This window comes from Bradyrhizobium sp. WBAH42 (assembly GCF_024585265.1).
Classification (GTDB): domain Bacteria; phylum Pseudomonadota; class Alphaproteobacteria; order Rhizobiales; family Xanthobacteraceae; genus Bradyrhizobium.
Genome location: NZ_CP036533.1, coordinates 5,970,501 through 5,985,858 on the forward strand (window position 1 = coordinate 5,970,501; position 15,358 = coordinate 5,985,858).

Annotated in this window: 17 protein-coding genes; 7 read left to right on the forward strand and 10 right to left on the reverse strand. The window is 63.9% G+C overall.

The window, feature by feature from the left end; genetic code table 11:
* Positions 1-185: 185 nt before the first annotated feature.
* From rplL to DCG74_RS28135, 10 genes are all read right to left on the reverse strand, one after another.
* A complete protein-coding gene (rplL, locus tag DCG74_RS28090; RefSeq protein ID WP_024342440.1) occupies positions 186-563 on the reverse strand; it encodes a 50S ribosomal protein L7/L12 in 378 nt (125 codons plus the stop codon).
* A 54-nt stretch (positions 564-617) separates the two neighbouring features.
* A complete protein-coding gene (gene rplJ, locus DCG74_RS28095; protein ID WP_025037001.1) occupies positions 618-1,136 on the reverse strand; it encodes a 50S ribosomal protein L10 in 519 nt (172 codons plus the stop codon).
* A 583-nt stretch (positions 1,137-1,719) separates the two neighbouring features.
* The gene (locus DCG74_RS28100; RefSeq protein ID WP_172783196.1) at positions 1,720-2,673 is read right to left on the reverse strand and encodes a 2-hydroxyacid dehydrogenase; all 954 of its coding nucleotides are present in this window, start codon (positions 2,671-2,673) and stop codon (positions 1,720-1,722) included.
* A gap of 90 nt (positions 2,674-2,763) precedes the next feature.
* Complete coding sequence (gene rplA, locus DCG74_RS28105) at positions 2,764-3,456, reverse strand: 50S ribosomal protein L1 (RefSeq protein ID WP_025037003.1); 693 nt, start codon at positions 3,454-3,456, stop codon at positions 2,764-2,766.
* Positions 3,457-3,462: 6 nt separating this feature from the next.
* The gene (gene rplK, locus DCG74_RS28110) at positions 3,463-3,891 is read right to left on the reverse strand and encodes a 50S ribosomal protein L11 (protein WP_011088164.1); all 429 of its coding nucleotides are present in this window, start codon (positions 3,889-3,891) and stop codon (positions 3,463-3,465) included.
* 131 nt (positions 3,892-4,022) lie between these two features.
* Positions 4,023-4,577 carry a transcription termination/antitermination protein NusG gene (gene nusG / locus DCG74_RS28115; protein ID WP_018647229.1) on the reverse strand — a complete coding sequence of 185 codons (555 nt, stop codon included), beginning with the start codon at positions 4,575-4,577 and terminating at the stop codon, positions 4,023-4,025.
* On the reverse strand, positions 4,577-4,768 hold the full coding sequence (secE, locus tag DCG74_RS28120) for a preprotein translocase subunit SecE (RefSeq protein WP_026202711.1): 192 nt from the start codon (positions 4,766-4,768) through the stop codon (positions 4,577-4,579). The genes nusG and secE overlap by 1 nt, the downstream gene beginning before the upstream one ends.
* 306 nt (positions 4,769-5,074) lie before the next feature.
* Positions 5,075-6,343, reverse strand: coding sequence for a class I SAM-dependent methyltransferase (locus DCG74_RS28125; protein WP_172783195.1), 1,269 nt, complete (start codon positions 6,341-6,343; stop codon positions 5,075-5,077).
* An 82-nt stretch (positions 6,344-6,425) separates the two neighbouring features.
* On the reverse strand, positions 6,426-7,406 hold the full coding sequence (locus DCG74_RS28130) for a lysylphosphatidylglycerol synthase transmembrane domain-containing protein (RefSeq protein ID WP_257187441.1): 981 nt from the start codon (positions 7,404-7,406) through the stop codon (positions 6,426-6,428).
* A gap of 49 nt (positions 7,407-7,455) precedes the next feature.
* Positions 7,456-8,043 carry an SIS domain-containing protein gene (locus DCG74_RS28135; protein ID WP_246570705.1) on the reverse strand — a complete coding sequence of 196 codons (588 nt, stop codon included), beginning with the start codon at positions 8,041-8,043 and terminating at the stop codon, positions 7,456-7,458.
* A gap of 165 nt (positions 8,044-8,208) precedes the next feature.
* Between DCG74_RS28135 and DCG74_RS28140 the strand changes: the two genes are divergently transcribed.
* The 7 genes from DCG74_RS28140 to DCG74_RS28170 all read left to right on the forward strand — a co-directional run bounded on the left by DCG74_RS28140 (position 8,209) and on the right by DCG74_RS28170 (position 15,350).
* Positions 8,209-9,222 carry an SDR family oxidoreductase gene (locus DCG74_RS28140; RefSeq protein ID WP_172783193.1) on the forward strand — a complete coding sequence of 338 codons (1,014 nt, stop codon included), beginning with the start codon at positions 8,209-8,211 and terminating at the stop codon, positions 9,220-9,222.
* An 87-nt stretch (positions 9,223-9,309) separates the two neighbouring features.
* Positions 9,310-10,875 (forward strand): PfkB family carbohydrate kinase, encoded by a 1,566-nt coding sequence (locus DCG74_RS28145; protein WP_172783192.1) that lies wholly within the window; start codon positions 9,310-9,312, stop codon positions 10,873-10,875.
* Between the two features lie 29 nt (positions 10,876-10,904).
* Positions 10,905-11,906, forward strand: a complete 1,002-nt coding sequence (locus DCG74_RS28150; protein WP_172783191.1) for an NAD(P)-dependent oxidoreductase — start codon at positions 10,905-10,907, stop codon at positions 11,904-11,906.
* Between the two features lie 5 nt (positions 11,907-11,911).
* Positions 11,912-12,523 (forward strand): hypothetical protein, encoded by a 612-nt coding sequence (locus DCG74_RS28155; protein ID WP_246708698.1) that lies wholly within the window; start codon positions 11,912-11,914, stop codon positions 12,521-12,523.
* The gene (locus DCG74_RS28160; protein ID WP_172783189.1) at positions 12,520-13,557 is read left to right on the forward strand and encodes an aminoglycoside phosphotransferase family protein; all 1,038 of its coding nucleotides are present in this window, start codon (positions 12,520-12,522) and stop codon (positions 13,555-13,557) included. Before DCG74_RS28155 ends, DCG74_RS28160 begins: the two co-directional genes overlap by 4 nt.
* Positions 13,532-14,380: a transketolase gene (locus DCG74_RS28165; RefSeq protein WP_172783188.1), complete on the forward strand. Its 849-nt coding sequence runs from the start codon at positions 13,532-13,534 to the stop codon at positions 14,378-14,380. The genes DCG74_RS28160 and DCG74_RS28165 overlap by 26 nt, the downstream gene beginning before the upstream one ends.
* A 10-nt stretch (positions 14,381-14,390) precedes the next feature.
* Positions 14,391-15,350 carry a transketolase family protein gene (locus tag DCG74_RS28170; RefSeq protein ID WP_172783187.1) on the forward strand — a complete coding sequence of 320 codons (960 nt, stop codon included), beginning with the start codon at positions 14,391-14,393 and terminating at the stop codon, positions 15,348-15,350.
* Positions 15,351-15,358: the final 8 nt, after the last annotated feature.

The window sequence follows — 15,358 nt, forward strand, 5'->3', positions numbered from 1 at the left end:
CCCGATATGGGGCGACAATAGTGCAGATTCGAGGGTCAAACCCTCAAATCCCCACACTTTTTCGTGTTCGGCCCGCGTCGGATCGTTCCGTCGCACGCCTTTTGCATCCGGTCCACCCTCGCGAAGGGGGACCAGGATCCCGGGCAGAGCCGTTGCCCGCCCGGGATCCCACCAGTAAGCAGTGCTTACTTGAGCTCGACCTTGGCGCCAGCCTTCTCGAGCTGGGCCTTGATCTTGTCGGCTTCTTCCTTGTTCACGCCTTCCTTCAGCGGCTTCGGAGCACCCTCGACGAGGTCCTTTGCTTCCTTCAGGCCGAGACCGGTGATGGCGCGGACTTCCTTGATGACCTCGATCTTCTTGTCGCCGGCGGAGGCCAGAACGACCGTGAACTCGGTCTTCTCTTCCGCCGGAGCGGCGGCAGCGCCACCAGCAGCCGGGCCGGCCACGGCGACAGCCGCGGCAGCCGAAACGCCCCACTTCTCTTCGAGGAGCTTCGCGAGTTCGGCAGCTTCGAGCACGGTCAGGCTCGAGAGGTCGTCAACGATCTTCTGCAGGTCAGCCATTGTTCAGTTTCCTTGAGTGTAAGTCTGGTTCGGGTTTGAGTTTTGCGAAGGGCGTCAGGCCGCTTCGCCCTTTGAGGCATGAGCCTGGATGACGCGCGCGAGCTTGCCCGCGGGCGCGTTGGCGAGCTGGGCCAGCTTGGTCGCCGGGGCCACGATGAGGCCGACGATCTTGCCGCGCAGTTCGTCAAGCGACGGCAGCGAGGCAAGCGCCTTCACGCCGTCGACATTCAGGACGGTCTTGCCCATCGATCCGCCGACGATGACGAACTTCTCGTTCGCCTTGGCGAATTCAATGGCGACCTTCGGCGCCGCTACCGGATCGTTGGAAGTCGCGATCACGGTCGGCCCCTTCAGCATGGGGCCGATGGCAACGACGTCAGTGCCTTCAAGAGCAATTTTGGCGAGACGGTTCTTCGAGACCTTCACCGCAGCGCCCGCCTGCTTCATCTGCTGGCGCAGCTTCTGCATCTGGGCGACGGTGAGGCCGGAATATTGAGCAACGACCGCGACGCTCGTGGTCTTGAAGACCTCATTGAGCTGTTCGACCGCTTCTTTTTTTGCCGCTCGTTCCACAGCAAGCTCTCTCCGGTTGGCGGTCATCGCGAGAAGCGGGACCGCCGGGTTGCACCCATCGTCCCGCCCAAACCTGAACCTCCGGGTCAAAAACCCATCGGACACGCCGGGCAAGACGACAATTCAAAGCCTGCCCTCCGGGAGCCCAAGGGCCCACGGCGTGTCGAGGTCCGAACCAGACCCGTTTCGCAAAGTCAGCCCTTAAAGCTGGATGCGAAGTGAAATCCGGTCTTCACCCGTCTATGCAGGCCATGCGATTAAGCCGTTGAGGAATCGAAATTCTTCGCGGGCGCCTGCAGTCTTGGACAGGACGAGGCCAGCCGGCGAACCGCCCGACCTCTGCCCGCATCCCTGCCAACCGACGGGTTTGCCTTCCTTTTCGGGCAAATCCTTGCGGACGTCCTGAAAAGGAATGATCTCCTGTCGTGTCGGGTTTTCGGAATGCGTGCACGAACGCGCCTGCCGAGGCCGGCACGTCCGGAGGCGGTTCTTTAACCGCTCGGAGCCTGCTTGCCAAGAGCAAAATTCACACCAGTTCCAATCGATTGCCGGTTGGGTTTGAGATGGCCCAACAAGGACCGGTTCAGGCCGATTTGACCCTATAAGGCAGCGGCTTGCCCTCGAAGAACGCCGTCAGGTTGGCCAGCACGCAGTTCTGCATGGCGACGTGCGAATCCAGGGTGTGGCCGCCGATATGCGGGGCGAGCACGACGTTGGGAAGGGCCGTCACCGCGTCCGGCGCGTGCGGTTCCTTCTCGAAGACGTCGAGGCCGGCCCCCGCGATGGTCTTGTCGGTGAGCGCCGCGACCAGGGCCTTCTCGTCGATGACCGAGCCGCGGGAGATGTTGACGACATAGCCGTCCGCGCCGAGGCGCTTGAGGATATCGGCGTTGACGACATGTTGGGTCTCGGCCCCTGCCCGCACCGCGATCATCAGGACGCTGCACCAGTCGGCCAACGCCTCCAGCGATGGGAAATATTGATAAGGCAGATCGTATTTGGTGCGGCTGAAATAGCCGACCCCGCTCTCGAAGGCGGCGCAGCGCGCCGCGATCTTGCGGCCGATCTCGCCCATGCCGTAGACGCCGATGCGGCGCCCGGGCATGCCGGCCTGGGGCCGCATCATCGGCGATTGTTTCGAGGCCGCCCAATCGCCGCTGCGGACATATTGGTCGGCCACCAAAATCCGCCGCGTCGTCGCCAGCATCAAGGTCATCGCGATGTCGGCGACGGAAGCCGCATTGGCGCCCGGGCTGTGGCCGACTGCGATGTTGCGGCTGGCCGCTGCCTTCAGGTCGACGCCGTCATAACCGGTGCCGTAGCAGACGATGGCGCCGAGCTTCGGAAACAGGTCCATCGCCTCCGCACCGAACGGCGAGCCGCCCGCGGTGAGCAGCGCGCGGATGCCGTTGAGCTCCTCGACCGGAAACACCTCGCGCGCCGGCTTGCCGCCGGTGTCGAGCAGCTCGAACCGCTCGGCGAAACGCGCCATCATCGACTTGGGAAAGCGCGAGTAGATCAGGACCTTGTCAGTCATTGTTGTTGTTTCCGGTCAGCGGCGCCACAAACGACGAGGGGCGGAATCGGTCACCCGATTCCGCCCCTCGCCTCATGCAATTTCCAAACCTCAGCCGAGAATGGTGCCCGGCTCGACCTTCACGCCGGGGCCCATCGTCGAGGACACCGCAACGCGCTGGATGTAGGTGCCCTTGGAACCGGCCGGCTTCGCCTTCGAAACAGCATCGGCCAGAGCCTTGATGTTCTCGACCAGCTTCTCCTCGGAGAACGAGGCCTTGCCGACGCCGGCCTGCAGGATGCCGGCCTTCTCGACGCGGAACTCGACCGAGCCGCCCTTGGCGCCCTTCACCGCACCGGTGACATCCATGGTCACGGTGCCGATCTTCGGGTTCGGCATCAGGCCGCGCGGGCCCAGCACCTTACCGAGGCGGCCGACCAGCGGCATCATGTCGGGAGTGGCGATGCAGCGGTCGAAATCGATCGTGCCGTTCTGCACCTTTTCGACCAGGTCCTCGGCGCCGACGACGTCGGCACCGGCGGCCTTGGCTTCGTCGGCCTTGGCGCCGCGGGCGAACACGCCGACGCGCAGCGTACGGCCGGTGCCGTTCGGCAGGGTCACGACACCGCGGACCATCTGGTCGGCGTGACGCGGATCGACGCCGAGATTGATCGCGACCTCGATGGTCTCGTCGAACTTCGCTTTCGCGCGCTCCTTGACCATCTTGATGGCGTCCGCGAGCGGGTAAAGCTTTTCGCGGTCAATGCCTTCGCGGGCTTTGTTCAAACGCTTTCCGATTGCCATAGCCGCTTACCCCGCAACTTCCAGACCCATCGAACGGGCCGAGCCCTCGACCATCTTCATGGCCGATTCGATGGTGTCGCAATTCAAGTCCTTCATCTTCTTCTCGGCGATCTCGCGCACCTGCGCCTTGGTCACCTTGCCGGCCTTGTCACGGCCCGGCGCCTTCGAGCCGGACTGGATCTTGGCAGCCTGCTTGAGGAAGTAGGACATCGGCGGCGTCTTCATCTCGAAGGTGAAGGAACGGTCCGCATAGATGGTGATGATCACCGGGATCGGGGTGTTCTTCTCTTCCTTCTGGGTCTGGGCGTTGAACGCCTTGCAGAACTCCATGATGTTGAGACCGCGCTGACCGAGCGCGGGACCGATCGGGGGCGAGGGATTCGCCGCACCGGCCGGGACCTGAAGCTTCAGGTATCCGGTCACTTTCTTTGCCATGTATCACTCCTGTTGTGCCGGCAGAGCCGGCGGTTTCAGGTTCGTGGTCGGGATCAACGGGCGGCTGGCAACCGCCCTCGTCCTCCCACGGCCTCTTGTTGCGCGAGACCGAAGCCTCGCGCGTTACCCGATCAGACCTTCTCGACCTGACCGAATTCCAGCTCGACCGGAGTGGCGCGGCCGAAGATCGACACCGCGACCTTCACGCGCGAACGCGCCTCGTCGATTTCCTCGACCACACCCGAGAACGAGGCGAACGGGCCGTCGGCCACGCGCACGTTCTCGCCGATCTCAAACGACACCGACGCCTTCGGCCGCTCCACGCCCTCCTGCACCTGGTGCAGGATGCGCATGGCCTCGGCTTCCGAGATCGGCATCGGCTTGTTCTCGGCGCCGAGGAAGCCCGTGACCTTCGGCGTGTTCTTGATCAGATGGAATGCCTCGTCGGTCAGCTTCATCTTCACCAGCACGTAGCCGGGGAAGAACTTGCGCTCGGCGTCGATCTTGCGGCCGCGGCGCACTTCCGTGACCTTCTCGGTCGGAACCAGCACCAGTTCGAACAGCTCCTCGAGCCCGCGCTGCTTGGCCTGCTCGCGGATCGATTCGGCGACCTTCTTCTCGAAGTTCGAATAGGCGTGGACGATGTACCAGCGCTTGTCGGACACTTGAGCGGTTGCTGTTGCCATCAGTGAATGCCCAGAAGGTAGGTGATGAGAACACGGATGATCTGGTCGGCGGCGAAGAAGAAGATCGAGGCCACGGCGACCATCACGAACACCATGATGGTGGTGATCGTGGTCTCACGGCGGGTCGGCCAGGTGACCTTGGCGGTCTCCGAGCGCACTTCCTGCAAGAACTTGAACGGGCTGACTGCCATCGCTTGAGACGCCAATAAGGATTTCAGGGATCCGAACAGCCGCCGTTGGCCCAGCCCTCTGTCTCGAAGGATGAGCCGGAAACCGGGCTCGATTGTTCGGGGATTTCAAGGCCGCGCCGGAAATCCGCGTCTAACGGGCCGGCTGCGAGTGCGGGGTATCTACTGCGGATGGGGCCAAAGGTCAAGGTAGAGAGAGTTCGCCCGGGCAGGCCGCCTTCCCCGAATGGCCGTGCAGAAGCCATCTGGATCAAGGACTTGTCGTCCGCCCGCAAGGCGCCCCCAGGAGGCTATCCGAAGCCCGGCCCGTCAGTCGGCCCGGTCGACCATGGAAATCCCCGGCAGCGGCACCACGAACTTCCCGCCATCGGCGAAATAGCGGGCGTGCTTGGCCCGGATCGGGTCGACATAGCGCCAGGCGAAGACCACCACGAACGCCGGCTTCCGCTCGTAAAGGGCGGCAGGCGGCAGGATCGGGATGTCGTAGCCGGGTCCGGCCATCACCTTCCCCTTGTTGGGGTCGTCGTCCACCAGGAAGTCGATCTTGTTCTCCAGGCCGAACTGCGGCAGCAGCGTCGTGGTTCCCACCGACACGCCATAGCCGGCGACCAACTGACCGCGCGCATGGGCGGCATCGGCCATCGCGACCAGTTCGTCGCGGATGGCGGCGATCCTCTTCACATACGGCGCATAATAGGCCGGCTGATCGACACCGAGCCGTTCTTCCTCCGCAACGAAACGCGCGACCTCGGCCGACGGCTTCTTGGCGCCGCCGGCGCGCTGCACGGTGACGCGGATCGAGCCGCCCTTGGTCCAGATGTGCTGGACGTCGATCAGCTCCATGCCCAGCCGGGCGAAGAAACGGATCAGCGGCTTAATGTTAAAATAGGACAGATGCTCGTGATAGACGGTATCGAGCAGGTTCTTCTCGGTGACGTCGACGCCGTATTGCGTTTCGAAGACGAACAATCCGTCCGGCGCGAGCACGTCACGAACCCCGATCACCAGCGGATCCAGATTGTCGACATTGGCGATCATGTTGTTGGCGATCACGACGCTCGCCGCGCCATGGCTCTGCAGGATGCGGCGACCGATGGCATCGGTGAAGAAATCGCCGATGGTCTCAATGCCCGCCTCCGTGGCGCGCCGCGCGATGTCGACGGCGGGATCGACGCCCAGCACCCGCATGCCGCGCTCCTTGAAGAATCCGAGCAGCGATCCGTCATTGCTGCCGAGCTCGACCACCAGCGAACCCGGCGCGATGCCGAAACGGCTGACGACGTCGTTGGCATAGCCTGCGAAATGCTCGCGCAGGCCGAGCGAGAGCGAGGTGGTATAGACGTAGTTTCGGTACTGGATCTCCGGATTGCCGACATGGAGAATCTGGAGGTGGCCGCAATCCCGGCACAGATGCAGCGACATCGGCACCGCAGCCCGGAAGACGGGATCGTCGACGCTGGCATTCGGCACCTGGAAGTTCGGCGTGCCGATGGGCATGCCTGCCATCGGGACGACCAGCTCTTGGTTGTCCGAATGACAGAGGCGGCAGGTATTGCGGACGTAGAACAGGTTTTTCATCGTGCAACCGAAAAATGAGATACGCGCGCGAGTGAGATCATCCCACCCTGTGAAGACCAGTTCGGCAACGGGCTGAAGCGGGTCATGGGTGGCTCGAGGCCTCATTGCCCAGCCCGTAACTGGGTGCGTCCTCTGCCGCCTTGGCCGCCTTGTCGGCCGCATACGAGCCGCGCTCCCGACTTGCCAACCAGATTGCGCCACCGGCCAGCCCGATGATCACGCTGATGGCGCCCAGCAGGAGCGATATCGACAGCGCCTCCTCGGACGGCACACCCGCCAGACCAAGGCAGGCGACCATCGCTCCCTCGCGAACGCCCCAGCCGCTGATCGAGATGGGGACGGCCGTGAGCAGCACCACCGGCGGAATCAGGATGCCGGCGTCGAGGACAGAGAGCTGCGCTCCGACACCGCGCGCCAGGGCGTAACAGGCCGCGGCGGTGACGAGGTGGATGAGGAGCGCCGATCCGAACAGCAGCGCGCGATGATCGGACTGCAGGAGCAAGAACCTGACCAGCGTTCCGAACCGCACGAAGCTCGCGATCGCGGGCAGCGCGATGAAACGCTTCGGCAGACGGTCGAGCGTCAACAGGACCACCGTGCCGGCGACGCCCGCCACCGTCAGTCCGCCGATGGCCAGGATCGCGGCCTGATTCGACACGCGTGACAGCAGAAACGGCAATCCGGCCACCATCAGCACGATCAGCCCGATCAACGCCGTGAAGCGGTCAGCTGCAACGCCCTTGACCGCCTCGGGCCACTGCACGTCGCGTTGGCGCAGCAGCCACATCCGCACCGCATCCCCGCCGACCGACGACGGCAACACCTGATTGAACCAGAGGCTGATCATGAGAATCCGCCAGCCCGCGAGCCAATCCAGCGACACGCCGAGCGCGCGCATGATCAGCTCCCACCGGCCGTTGAGCAGGAAGGTCTGAAAGAAGATCAGCGCAAGCGCGACGACGAACAGGACCGGATCGACCGAGACGAGATGATTGCGCAACTGGCGCAGGTCGAGACCACGCGCGATGTAGACCAGCACGGCGATCGACAGCAGCAGCTTCACCGAAAACAGGGCCGCATGCTTGAATCGCGTCCGCATCAAGATGCCCGCCTCAGGACGCCGGATATTCCGCACGACCGATGACGAGGTCGATTGCGGCCATCATCCAGAACTGGTGCGTGGTCTCGACAATGTTGTAGCTGCGGCTGTCGACCCAGAAATTGACGTCGCCGAGATTGCGCAGCGGATTGTCCGTGTGCATGCCCGACAACGTGATCACGTCGAGCTTCATCTTGCGCGCCTGCGCAACCGCGTTGAGGATGTTCTTCGAACGTCCCGACGAACTGATCGCGACGAGGCAATCGCCGGCGCGCGCATTCAGCCGCACGGCGTGGGCGATCCAGTCCTCGAACCCGTAATCGTTGGCAAGGCACGACATCATGCTCGCATCGCTGAAGCACAGTGCAGGCACCGACGCATTCTTCGCCAGATCGATCGCCAGATGCGAGGCGATCCCGGCCGATCCGCCGTTGCCGACGAAGATGACGCGGCCGCCCTGCTCGCGCGTGCGCAACCAGGACGCGCGTGTCGCGGAGATCCTTGCAAAAATACCGTCGTCGACCGCCGTCGCGCGATGCAGGCGCCCCACGTAATCGTCGAGGAAGGCTTTATGCTCGGGATCGACGGATTCGGCAGGCATGGGCTGGCGGCTCGATTGCAACATCACGGGGTGATACCGGCTATTACCAAGGATTGCAAAGGTATAATACTTGCAAAGTTTGCGAGCGGCTGATAGTCGGCTTTCGGGTTTCACTCAACATTGGCGGGCCTGTTTCGCTGGGCATTCGCGTCACGGATGTTCCCCATGAAATGCATCGTTACTGGCGGCGCCGGTTTCATTGGAAGTCACCTCGTCGATCGCCTGCTCGATGACGGCCACGAGGTCACCGCGCTCGATAATTTCGTGATCGGACGCGCCGAAAACCTCGCCGCGCGCGCCGGTTCGAGCCAGTTGAAGGTCGTGCGGGCAGACGTCACCGATCTCGACGCGATCAAGCCGTATTTCCACGGGGTGGATTGGGTCTTCCATCTCGCCGCGCTGGCGGACATCGTTCCCTCGATCGAGTCGCCGATCCCCTATCACCGCGCCAATGTCGATGGCACGGTCAACGTTCTCGAGGCGGCGCGGCACGCCGGCGCCCGCCGCTTCATCTATGCGGCTTCCTCCTCCTGCTACGGCATTCCGGATGTTTATCCCACGCCGGAGAGTGCCGAGATCCGGCCGATGTATCCCTATGCGCTCACCAAGAATCTCGGCGAGCAGTGCGTCATGCACTGGTGCCAGGTCTACAAGCTGCCCGCCGTGGCGCTGCGCCTGTTCAACGTGTTCGGACCGCGCCATCGCACCACCGGCACCTACGGTGCCGTGTTCGGCGTGTTCATGGCACAGAAGCTCGCTGGCAAGCCCTTCACGGTGGTCGGCGACGGCGAGCAGACGCGCGACTTCACCTTCGTCAGCGACGTCGCCGATGCCTTCGTGACCGCCGCCCGATCCGACGTCTCGCACGAGATCTTCAATGTCGGCTCGGACAACACCTACAGCGTGAACCGCCTGGTCGAGCTCCTCGGCGGCGACAAGGTCCACATTCCCAAGCGTCCCGGCGAGCCCGACTGCACCTACGCCGACATCACCAAGATCAAGCGCGTCCTGAAATGGGCGCCGAAGGTGAAGTTCGAGGACGGCGTCGCGACGATGTTGAAATCGATGGACCAGTACAAGGACGCTCCGCTCTGGACGGTGGACAAGATCGCCGACGCCACCAAGGACTGGTTCAAATATCTCGGTGACGAGGTCCCCCCGCAGAAGGCAGGCCGTTGAGCAGATTCGTTCACCCGCATATTTTGCCGCCAGCCAATCATTTCCGGGTCGGCCAACTGAGACCGACCGGCGCCTTGGGTCATTCACATGGGTAATGCTGCGACAGACAGGCCGGCCGGCCATCCGGCACCGCACGAGAAGATCAAGACGATCGAGGAGCTCGGCGAGATTGCGCGCACCGCACAGGCAAAGGGCCTGACCGTCGCGCTCTGTCACGGCGTGTTCGATCTGGTGCATCTCGGCCACGTCCGGCACATCCTGGCAGCCCGCAACGAGGCCGACGTGGTCGTGGTGACCATCACCGCCGACCGTTACGTCAACAAGGGCCCGGGACGGCCGATCTTCCCGGAGAACATGCGCGCCGAGATGCTGGCCGCGCTCGGTACGGTCGACTGGGTCGGCATCAATCAGACCTCCAGCGCCGAGCCGGTCCTCGATACCGTGCGCCCCGACATCTACGTGAAGGGCTCGGACTACGAGAATCCCGAGGATGACGTGACCGGCAAGATCGCGGTGGAGCGCGAGGCCGTCGAGCGTCATGGCGGACGAATCGTTTTCACGCGCGACGTGACGTTCAGCTCCTCGTCGCTGCTGAACCGCTATTTCGACATCTACGATCCCCCCTTGCGCGACTACCTCCAGAAGGTGCGCGATGGCGGCGGCGCCGAACGCCTGCTGAAGCTGATCGACAAGATCCAGGACATGCACGTCGTGTTGGTCGGCGACACCATCATCGACGAATACCAGTACGTCACGGCGCTCGGGAAGGCCTCCAAGGAGAACATCGTCGCGACCCTGCTCAAGAATGGCGAGCAGTTTGCCGGTGGCGTCATTGCCGCCGCCAATCACGTCGCGAGCTTCTGCAAGTCGGTCGAGATCGTCACGACGCTGGGCGGCAACGACTACCCCGAAGAGTTCATTCGGGCGCATGTCCGCCCGAACGTAAAGCTCACGCCGATCCGCGTTCAGGGCCGTCCGACCACCCGCAAGCTGCGGTACGTCGAGATGGGCTATCTGCACAAGCTGTTCGAAGTCTACACGATGGACGACACGCCGCTCGACGAAGCCGCGCGCACGGAGATCGACCGCGTCACCGCCGAGCGCGTCCGCGGGGCGGACGTCGTCATCGTCACCGATTTCGGTCACGGCATGATCGCATCCAGCACGATCGACACCCTGATCGCGAATTCCAAGTTCCTGGCGGTCAACGCCCAGAGCAACAGCGGCAATCACGGCTACAACCTGATCACGAAGTATCCGCGGGCCGACTACGTCTGCATCGACGCACCGGAAGCGCGCCTCGCCGCCACAGACAAGTTCAACGACATCGCATCGGTGATCGAGGGCGGCCTGCATCGCAAGATCGATTGCGACAACATGATCATCACGCACGGCTCCTTCGGCTGCTACCCCTTCTCGTCGAAGACCGGCGTTGCGCGCGTCCCCGCCTTTACCAAGACCGTCGTCGACACCGTCGGCGCGGGCGACGCCTTCCTGACGATCACGGCGCCGCTGGTCGCGGCCGGCGGCAATATCGAGGACGTCGCCTTCATCGGCAACGCGGCGGGCGCGATCAAGGTCGGCATCGTCGGTCACCGCAACTCGGTCGAAAAGGCGCCGCTGGTCAAGTTCGTCACCGCGTTGTTGAAATAGCGCAAAAAGAAAAATCCCGGAGAGCGACAGTGATTGGTCAAAAATGGAATGTGATGGTCACCGGTGGCGCCGGCTATGTCGGCAGCGTGCTGGTCCCCCAGCTGCTTGCAGCGGGTCACAAGGTCACCGTGCTCGACTTGTTCATGTATGGCGAGGACGTCTTCAACGCCGTTCGCGACAATCCGAACCTGCGCCTCATCAAGGGCGACATCCGCGATGAGGCCGCGATCAACGAGGCGCTGCGCGGCAACAACGCGGTGATTCACCTCGCCTGCATCTCCAACGATCCCTCGTTCGAGCTGGACCCGGGGCTCGGCAAGTCCATCAACTACGACTGCTTCCGTCCGATGGTGCGCGCCGCGAAGAAGGCAGGCATCAAGCGCTTCATCTATGCCTCCTCATCGAGCGTCTACGGCATCAAGGACGAGGCCGAGGTGACAGAGGAGCTGTCCTGCGAGCCGCTCACCGACTACTCCAAGTTCAAGGCGATGTGCGAGACCGATCTTGCCGACGAGGCCGCGTCGGGCTTCGTCACCTGCACGGTTCGTCCGGCCACCGTCTGCGGCTACGCTCCGCGGCAGCGGCTCGACGTCGTCGTCAACATCCTGACCAATCTCGCCGTCAACACCGGCCGCATCCGCGTGTTCGGCGGAACGCAGAAGCGGCCCAATTTGCACATCCAGGACATGTCGGCGGCCTATCTGTTCCTGCTGCAGCAGGACGATGCGAAGATCGACGGCAAGACCTACAACATCGGCTACGAAAACCACTCACTGATGAAGATCGCCGACATCGTCAAATCGGTGGTCGGAAACAATGTCGACGTGGCCGTCGAGCCGACCGACGATCTGCGCTCCTACCACGTGTCGTCGGAGAAGATCCGCCGCGAGCTCGGGTTTGCGCCGACGCATACGATCGAGCAGGCCGTGTCCGGCCTCGTCGACGCCTTCAAGGCGGGCCGCCTGCCGAACTCGCTCAACGATCCCAGGTATTTCAACATCAAGATGATGCAGAACATCAGCCTGAAGTGAGCGGCGTGCGGATCGGCATCGATTTCGACAATACGATCATCTGCTACGACAAGGTCTTTGCCGCGGCCGCGCGCCAGCGCGGGCTGGTGCCGGAGGGCTGGGACGGGCTGAAGACCGACGTGCGGGACTATCTGCGCTCCGGCGCCGGCGGCGAGCTTGCCTGGCAGGGGCTGCAAGGCTTCGTCTACGGCAAGGGCATCGGCGGCGCCGAGATCTACCCTGGAGTGCGCGAGTTCCTTGTCGCGTGCCGCAAGGCCGGCGCGAGCGTCTATATCGTCAGCCACAAGACGCAGTTCGGCCATCAGGATCCCGATCGGGTCGACTTGCGCGAGGCTGCGCGCGGCTGGCTGAAGAGCGCGGGCCTCATCGACATCGCCGACGCGGCGATCTCGGCGGGCAATGTCTATTTCGAGGACACGCTCGCGGCCAAGGTCGAGCGGCTCGCAAGCCTGCAGCTCGACATCTTCATTGACGATCTCGTCGACGTTTTCGCGCAGCCGCATTTTCCGAAGACGACGCGATCGATCCTGTTCACGCAGGCGCGGCCGCCGCATCCCGCGCATTGCGAGCCGCTCGCGACCTGGGCCGATATCCACCGCGGAGTGTTCACGGCATGAGCGAGCCGGACATCAGCGTACAGGATGCGGTCTCGATCGGCAGTCGTCTCGCCGGGGCGCAGGTCGCGGCCGCGCAACCGGCGCGGTCCGGCGGCAACAACCGGGTGTTCCGGCTGGAGATGGCGAAAGGTCCGCCCCTCGCCCTCAAGCACTACCCGTCCGACGGACGTGATCGCCTGGGACAGGAATATGACGCGCTCACGTTTCTCTCGCGCCACGGCATCACGTCGACACCGCGGCCGGTCGCGAAGGATCCGGCGGCGTTCTGCGCGCTGTATCAATGGTTCGACGGTGACGCCGCGGTCCTGCATCCCCGGCACGACGACGCCGACCAGCTGGCCGATTTCCTGATCGCGCTGCAAAGACTGCGCGATGCTGAAGGCGCGCAGACTTTGCGGAACGCATCGGCCAGCATCTTTTCGCCCGAGGCGGCCATCGCCCAGTACGAGCAACGCCTCGACGGCCTGCGGCGGGCCTCGGATGATGATCCGGACCTGCGTGCGTTCATGGACGGCAGCCTCGTTCCCACCACTGCCGTCGCAATCCGGCAACTCCGTAGGCGCTATGCGGAACTGAGCCTCGATCCCGCCGCGGACCTTGCGCCCGCTCATCGCGCATTAAGCCCGTCGGATTTCGGACTGCACAACGCGCTGCGCGCCGACGACGGCAAATTGCGCTTCATCGACTTCGAGTATTTCGGCTGGGACGACCCGGTCAAGCTCGTGTCCGACACCGCGATTCACCCCGGCAGCGGTCTGCCCGACGCCGACGCGAACCGATTGATCGAGCGGCTCTCCCAGGCCTTCGCGGTTGGGGATGACGCGTTTGCGATCCGTCTTGACGTACTGTATCCTGTGTTCGGGGCGATTTGGTGCCTGATTGTCCTGAATGCCTATTTGCCGGAAAGCCGCTCCCGGCGCGCCCTGGCTGCGCAAGGTGGCGATCTGACGGTCCGCCTTGCCGGCCAGCTCGACAAAGCCCGCCGGCTCCATCAAACGATTTGCCAACGTGATCCAGATCTCACCCCACGCTGAAGCTGCTCTCACCTGCACGCTGGACGAGCGCAGCCTGTATTTGCGCCGCCTGGTCCTCGGTTCGGTCCGTTCCGCGGGACGCGGCCATGTCGGGCCTGCCCTGTCGCTGATCGAGATGGTCCGCGTGCTTTACGACGATGTGCTGCGGATCGACCCGCAGAACCCGGGCGATCCCGATCGCGACCGCGCCATCCTCAGCAAGGGACATGGTTGTCTGGCGCTCTACGCGCTATTGGCCGACCGCGGCTTCTTCCCGCTGGCGGAGCTGGAGGGCTTTTGCGGCTCCGACAGCATTTTGGGCGGGCATCCCGAATACGGCATGGTGCCCGGCGTCGAGGCCTCGACCGGCGCACTCGGACACGGTCTGTCGATCGGCGTCGGCCTTGCGCTTGCCGCCCGCATGCGCGAGCGCAGCTACCGGACCTTCGTGCTGCTCGGCGACGGCGAGATCAACGAGGGATCGGTGTGGGAAGCTGCGATGGGCGCGGCCAAGCACGGCCTGGACAATCTGGTCGCGCTGATCGACTACAACAAGCTGCAGAGCTACGGCCCCACCGACTACGTGCTGCCGCTGGAGCCGCTCGCGGACAAATGGCGCAGCTTCGGCTTCGCAGTGCAGGAGGTCAACGGCCACGACGTCGGCGCGCTGCGCACGGTGCTGAAGCAGGTCCCGGCCGTGGCCGGCAAGCCTAGCGCCATCATCTGCCATACCGTCAAGGGCAAGGGTCTTCCGGCTGCGGAATCCAATGCCGATTGGCATCACAAGAACAAGCTGACCGACAGCGAGCTCGACGCCATTCGCGTCGCCGTCGGCGATTTTTGATCGGCTCCCCATGCGCAACACCGCGATGAACATGGTCCACAAGCTCGCCGCGCGCGACGAGCGTGTGCTCTACATCGGCTCCGATCCCGGTGCCGGCACGCTGCGCGCGATGAGCAAGGAGTTTCCCAAGCGCCATCTGATCGAGGGCATTTCGGAAGCGCATATCATCGGCATGTCGGCAGGTCTCGCGATGGAGGGCTTCGTGCCCTACGTCAACACCATCGCGACCTTCCTCACCCGCCGCTGCTACGAGCAGGTGGCTGTCGATCTCTGCCTGCACAATCTGCCGGTGCGGCTGATCGCCAATGGCGGCGGCCTCGTCTACGCGCCGCTCGGTCCCACCCACCAGGCGATCGAGGACATCGCCATCATGCGGGCGCTGCCGAACATGACGGTGATCTGCCCGTGCGATGCCGATGAAGCCGCGCGCATGATGGAGCAGACGCTGGATTGGAAGGGTCCGATCTACATCCGGCTCGGCAAGGGCGGCGATGCCATCGTCTCCAAGGCCGAGCACGGTTTTGAGATCGGCAAGGCCATCCTGATGCGCCCGCAGGGCGACGTGCTCATGGTGACCACCGGCATCATGCTCCAGCGCGCCCTCGCTGCGGCCGACCTGCTGGCCGCGCAAGGCATTCGCGCCGGCATCCTGCACATGCATACCGTGAAACCGCTCGACACCGCAGCGCTGCTGCAGGCGATCCGCGGCACCAGGCTCTTGGTCACGGTGGAGGAGCACGTTCCCTCCGGCGGCCTCGGCAGCGCGGTCGCGGAGGCGCTGATCGACAAGCTCGGCTCCGGTTTCCCTGCGATGCTGCGGCTGTCGCTGCCGGACCGCTTCATGCACAATTACGGTTCGCAGGACTCGCTGCTGAAGAAGCACGGGCTCTCCGCCAGCGCCATCGCGACCTCGATCGAGCATGCGCTCGCGGCGTCGCACACTTCCGCTCCTCAACTTCATTCCACCTGACGGGTCAC

Bases quoted from the DNA above. Each gene is read 5' to 3' on its own strand.
- rplL (WP_024342440.1), bottom strand. From the start codon at position 563: ATGGCTGACCTGCAGAAGATCGTTGACGACCTCTCGAGCCTGACCGTG.
- DCG74_RS28100 (WP_172783196.1), bottom strand. From the start codon at position 2,673: ATGACTGACAAGGTCCTGATCTACTCGCGCTTTCCCAAGTCGATGATG.
- rplA (WP_025037003.1), bottom strand. From the start codon at position 3,456: ATGGCAATCGGAAAGCGTTTGAACAAAGCCCGCGAAGGCATTGACCGC.
- rplK (WP_011088164.1), bottom strand. From the start codon at position 3,891: ATGGCAAAGAAAGTGACCGGATACCTGAAGCTTCAGGTCCCGGCCGGT.
- nusG (WP_018647229.1), bottom strand. From the start codon at position 4,577: ATGGCAACAGCAACCGCTCAAGTGTCCGACAAGCGCTGGTACATCGTC.
- secE (WP_026202711.1), bottom strand. From the start codon at position 4,768: ATGGCAGTCAGCCCGTTCAAGTTCTTGCAGGAAGTGCGCTCGGAGACC.
- DCG74_RS28125 (WP_172783195.1), bottom strand. From the start codon at position 6,343: ATGAAAAACCTGTTCTACGTCCGCAATACCTGCCGCCTCTGTCATTCG.
- DCG74_RS28135 (WP_246570705.1), bottom strand. From the start codon at position 8,043: ATGCCTGCCGAATCCGTCGATCCCGAGCATAAAGCCTTCCTCGACGAT.
- DCG74_RS28140 (WP_172783193.1), top strand. From the start codon at position 8,209: ATGAAATGCATCGTTACTGGCGGCGCCGGTTTCATTGGAAGTCACCTC.
- DCG74_RS28145 (WP_172783192.1), top strand. From the start codon at position 9,310: ATGGGTAATGCTGCGACAGACAGGCCGGCCGGCCATCCGGCACCGCAC.
- DCG74_RS28160 (WP_172783189.1), top strand. From the start codon at position 12,520: ATGAGCGAGCCGGACATCAGCGTACAGGATGCGGTCTCGATCGGCAGT.
- DCG74_RS28170 (WP_172783187.1), top strand. From the start codon at position 14,391: ATGCGCAACACCGCGATGAACATGGTCCACAAGCTCGCCGCGCGCGAC.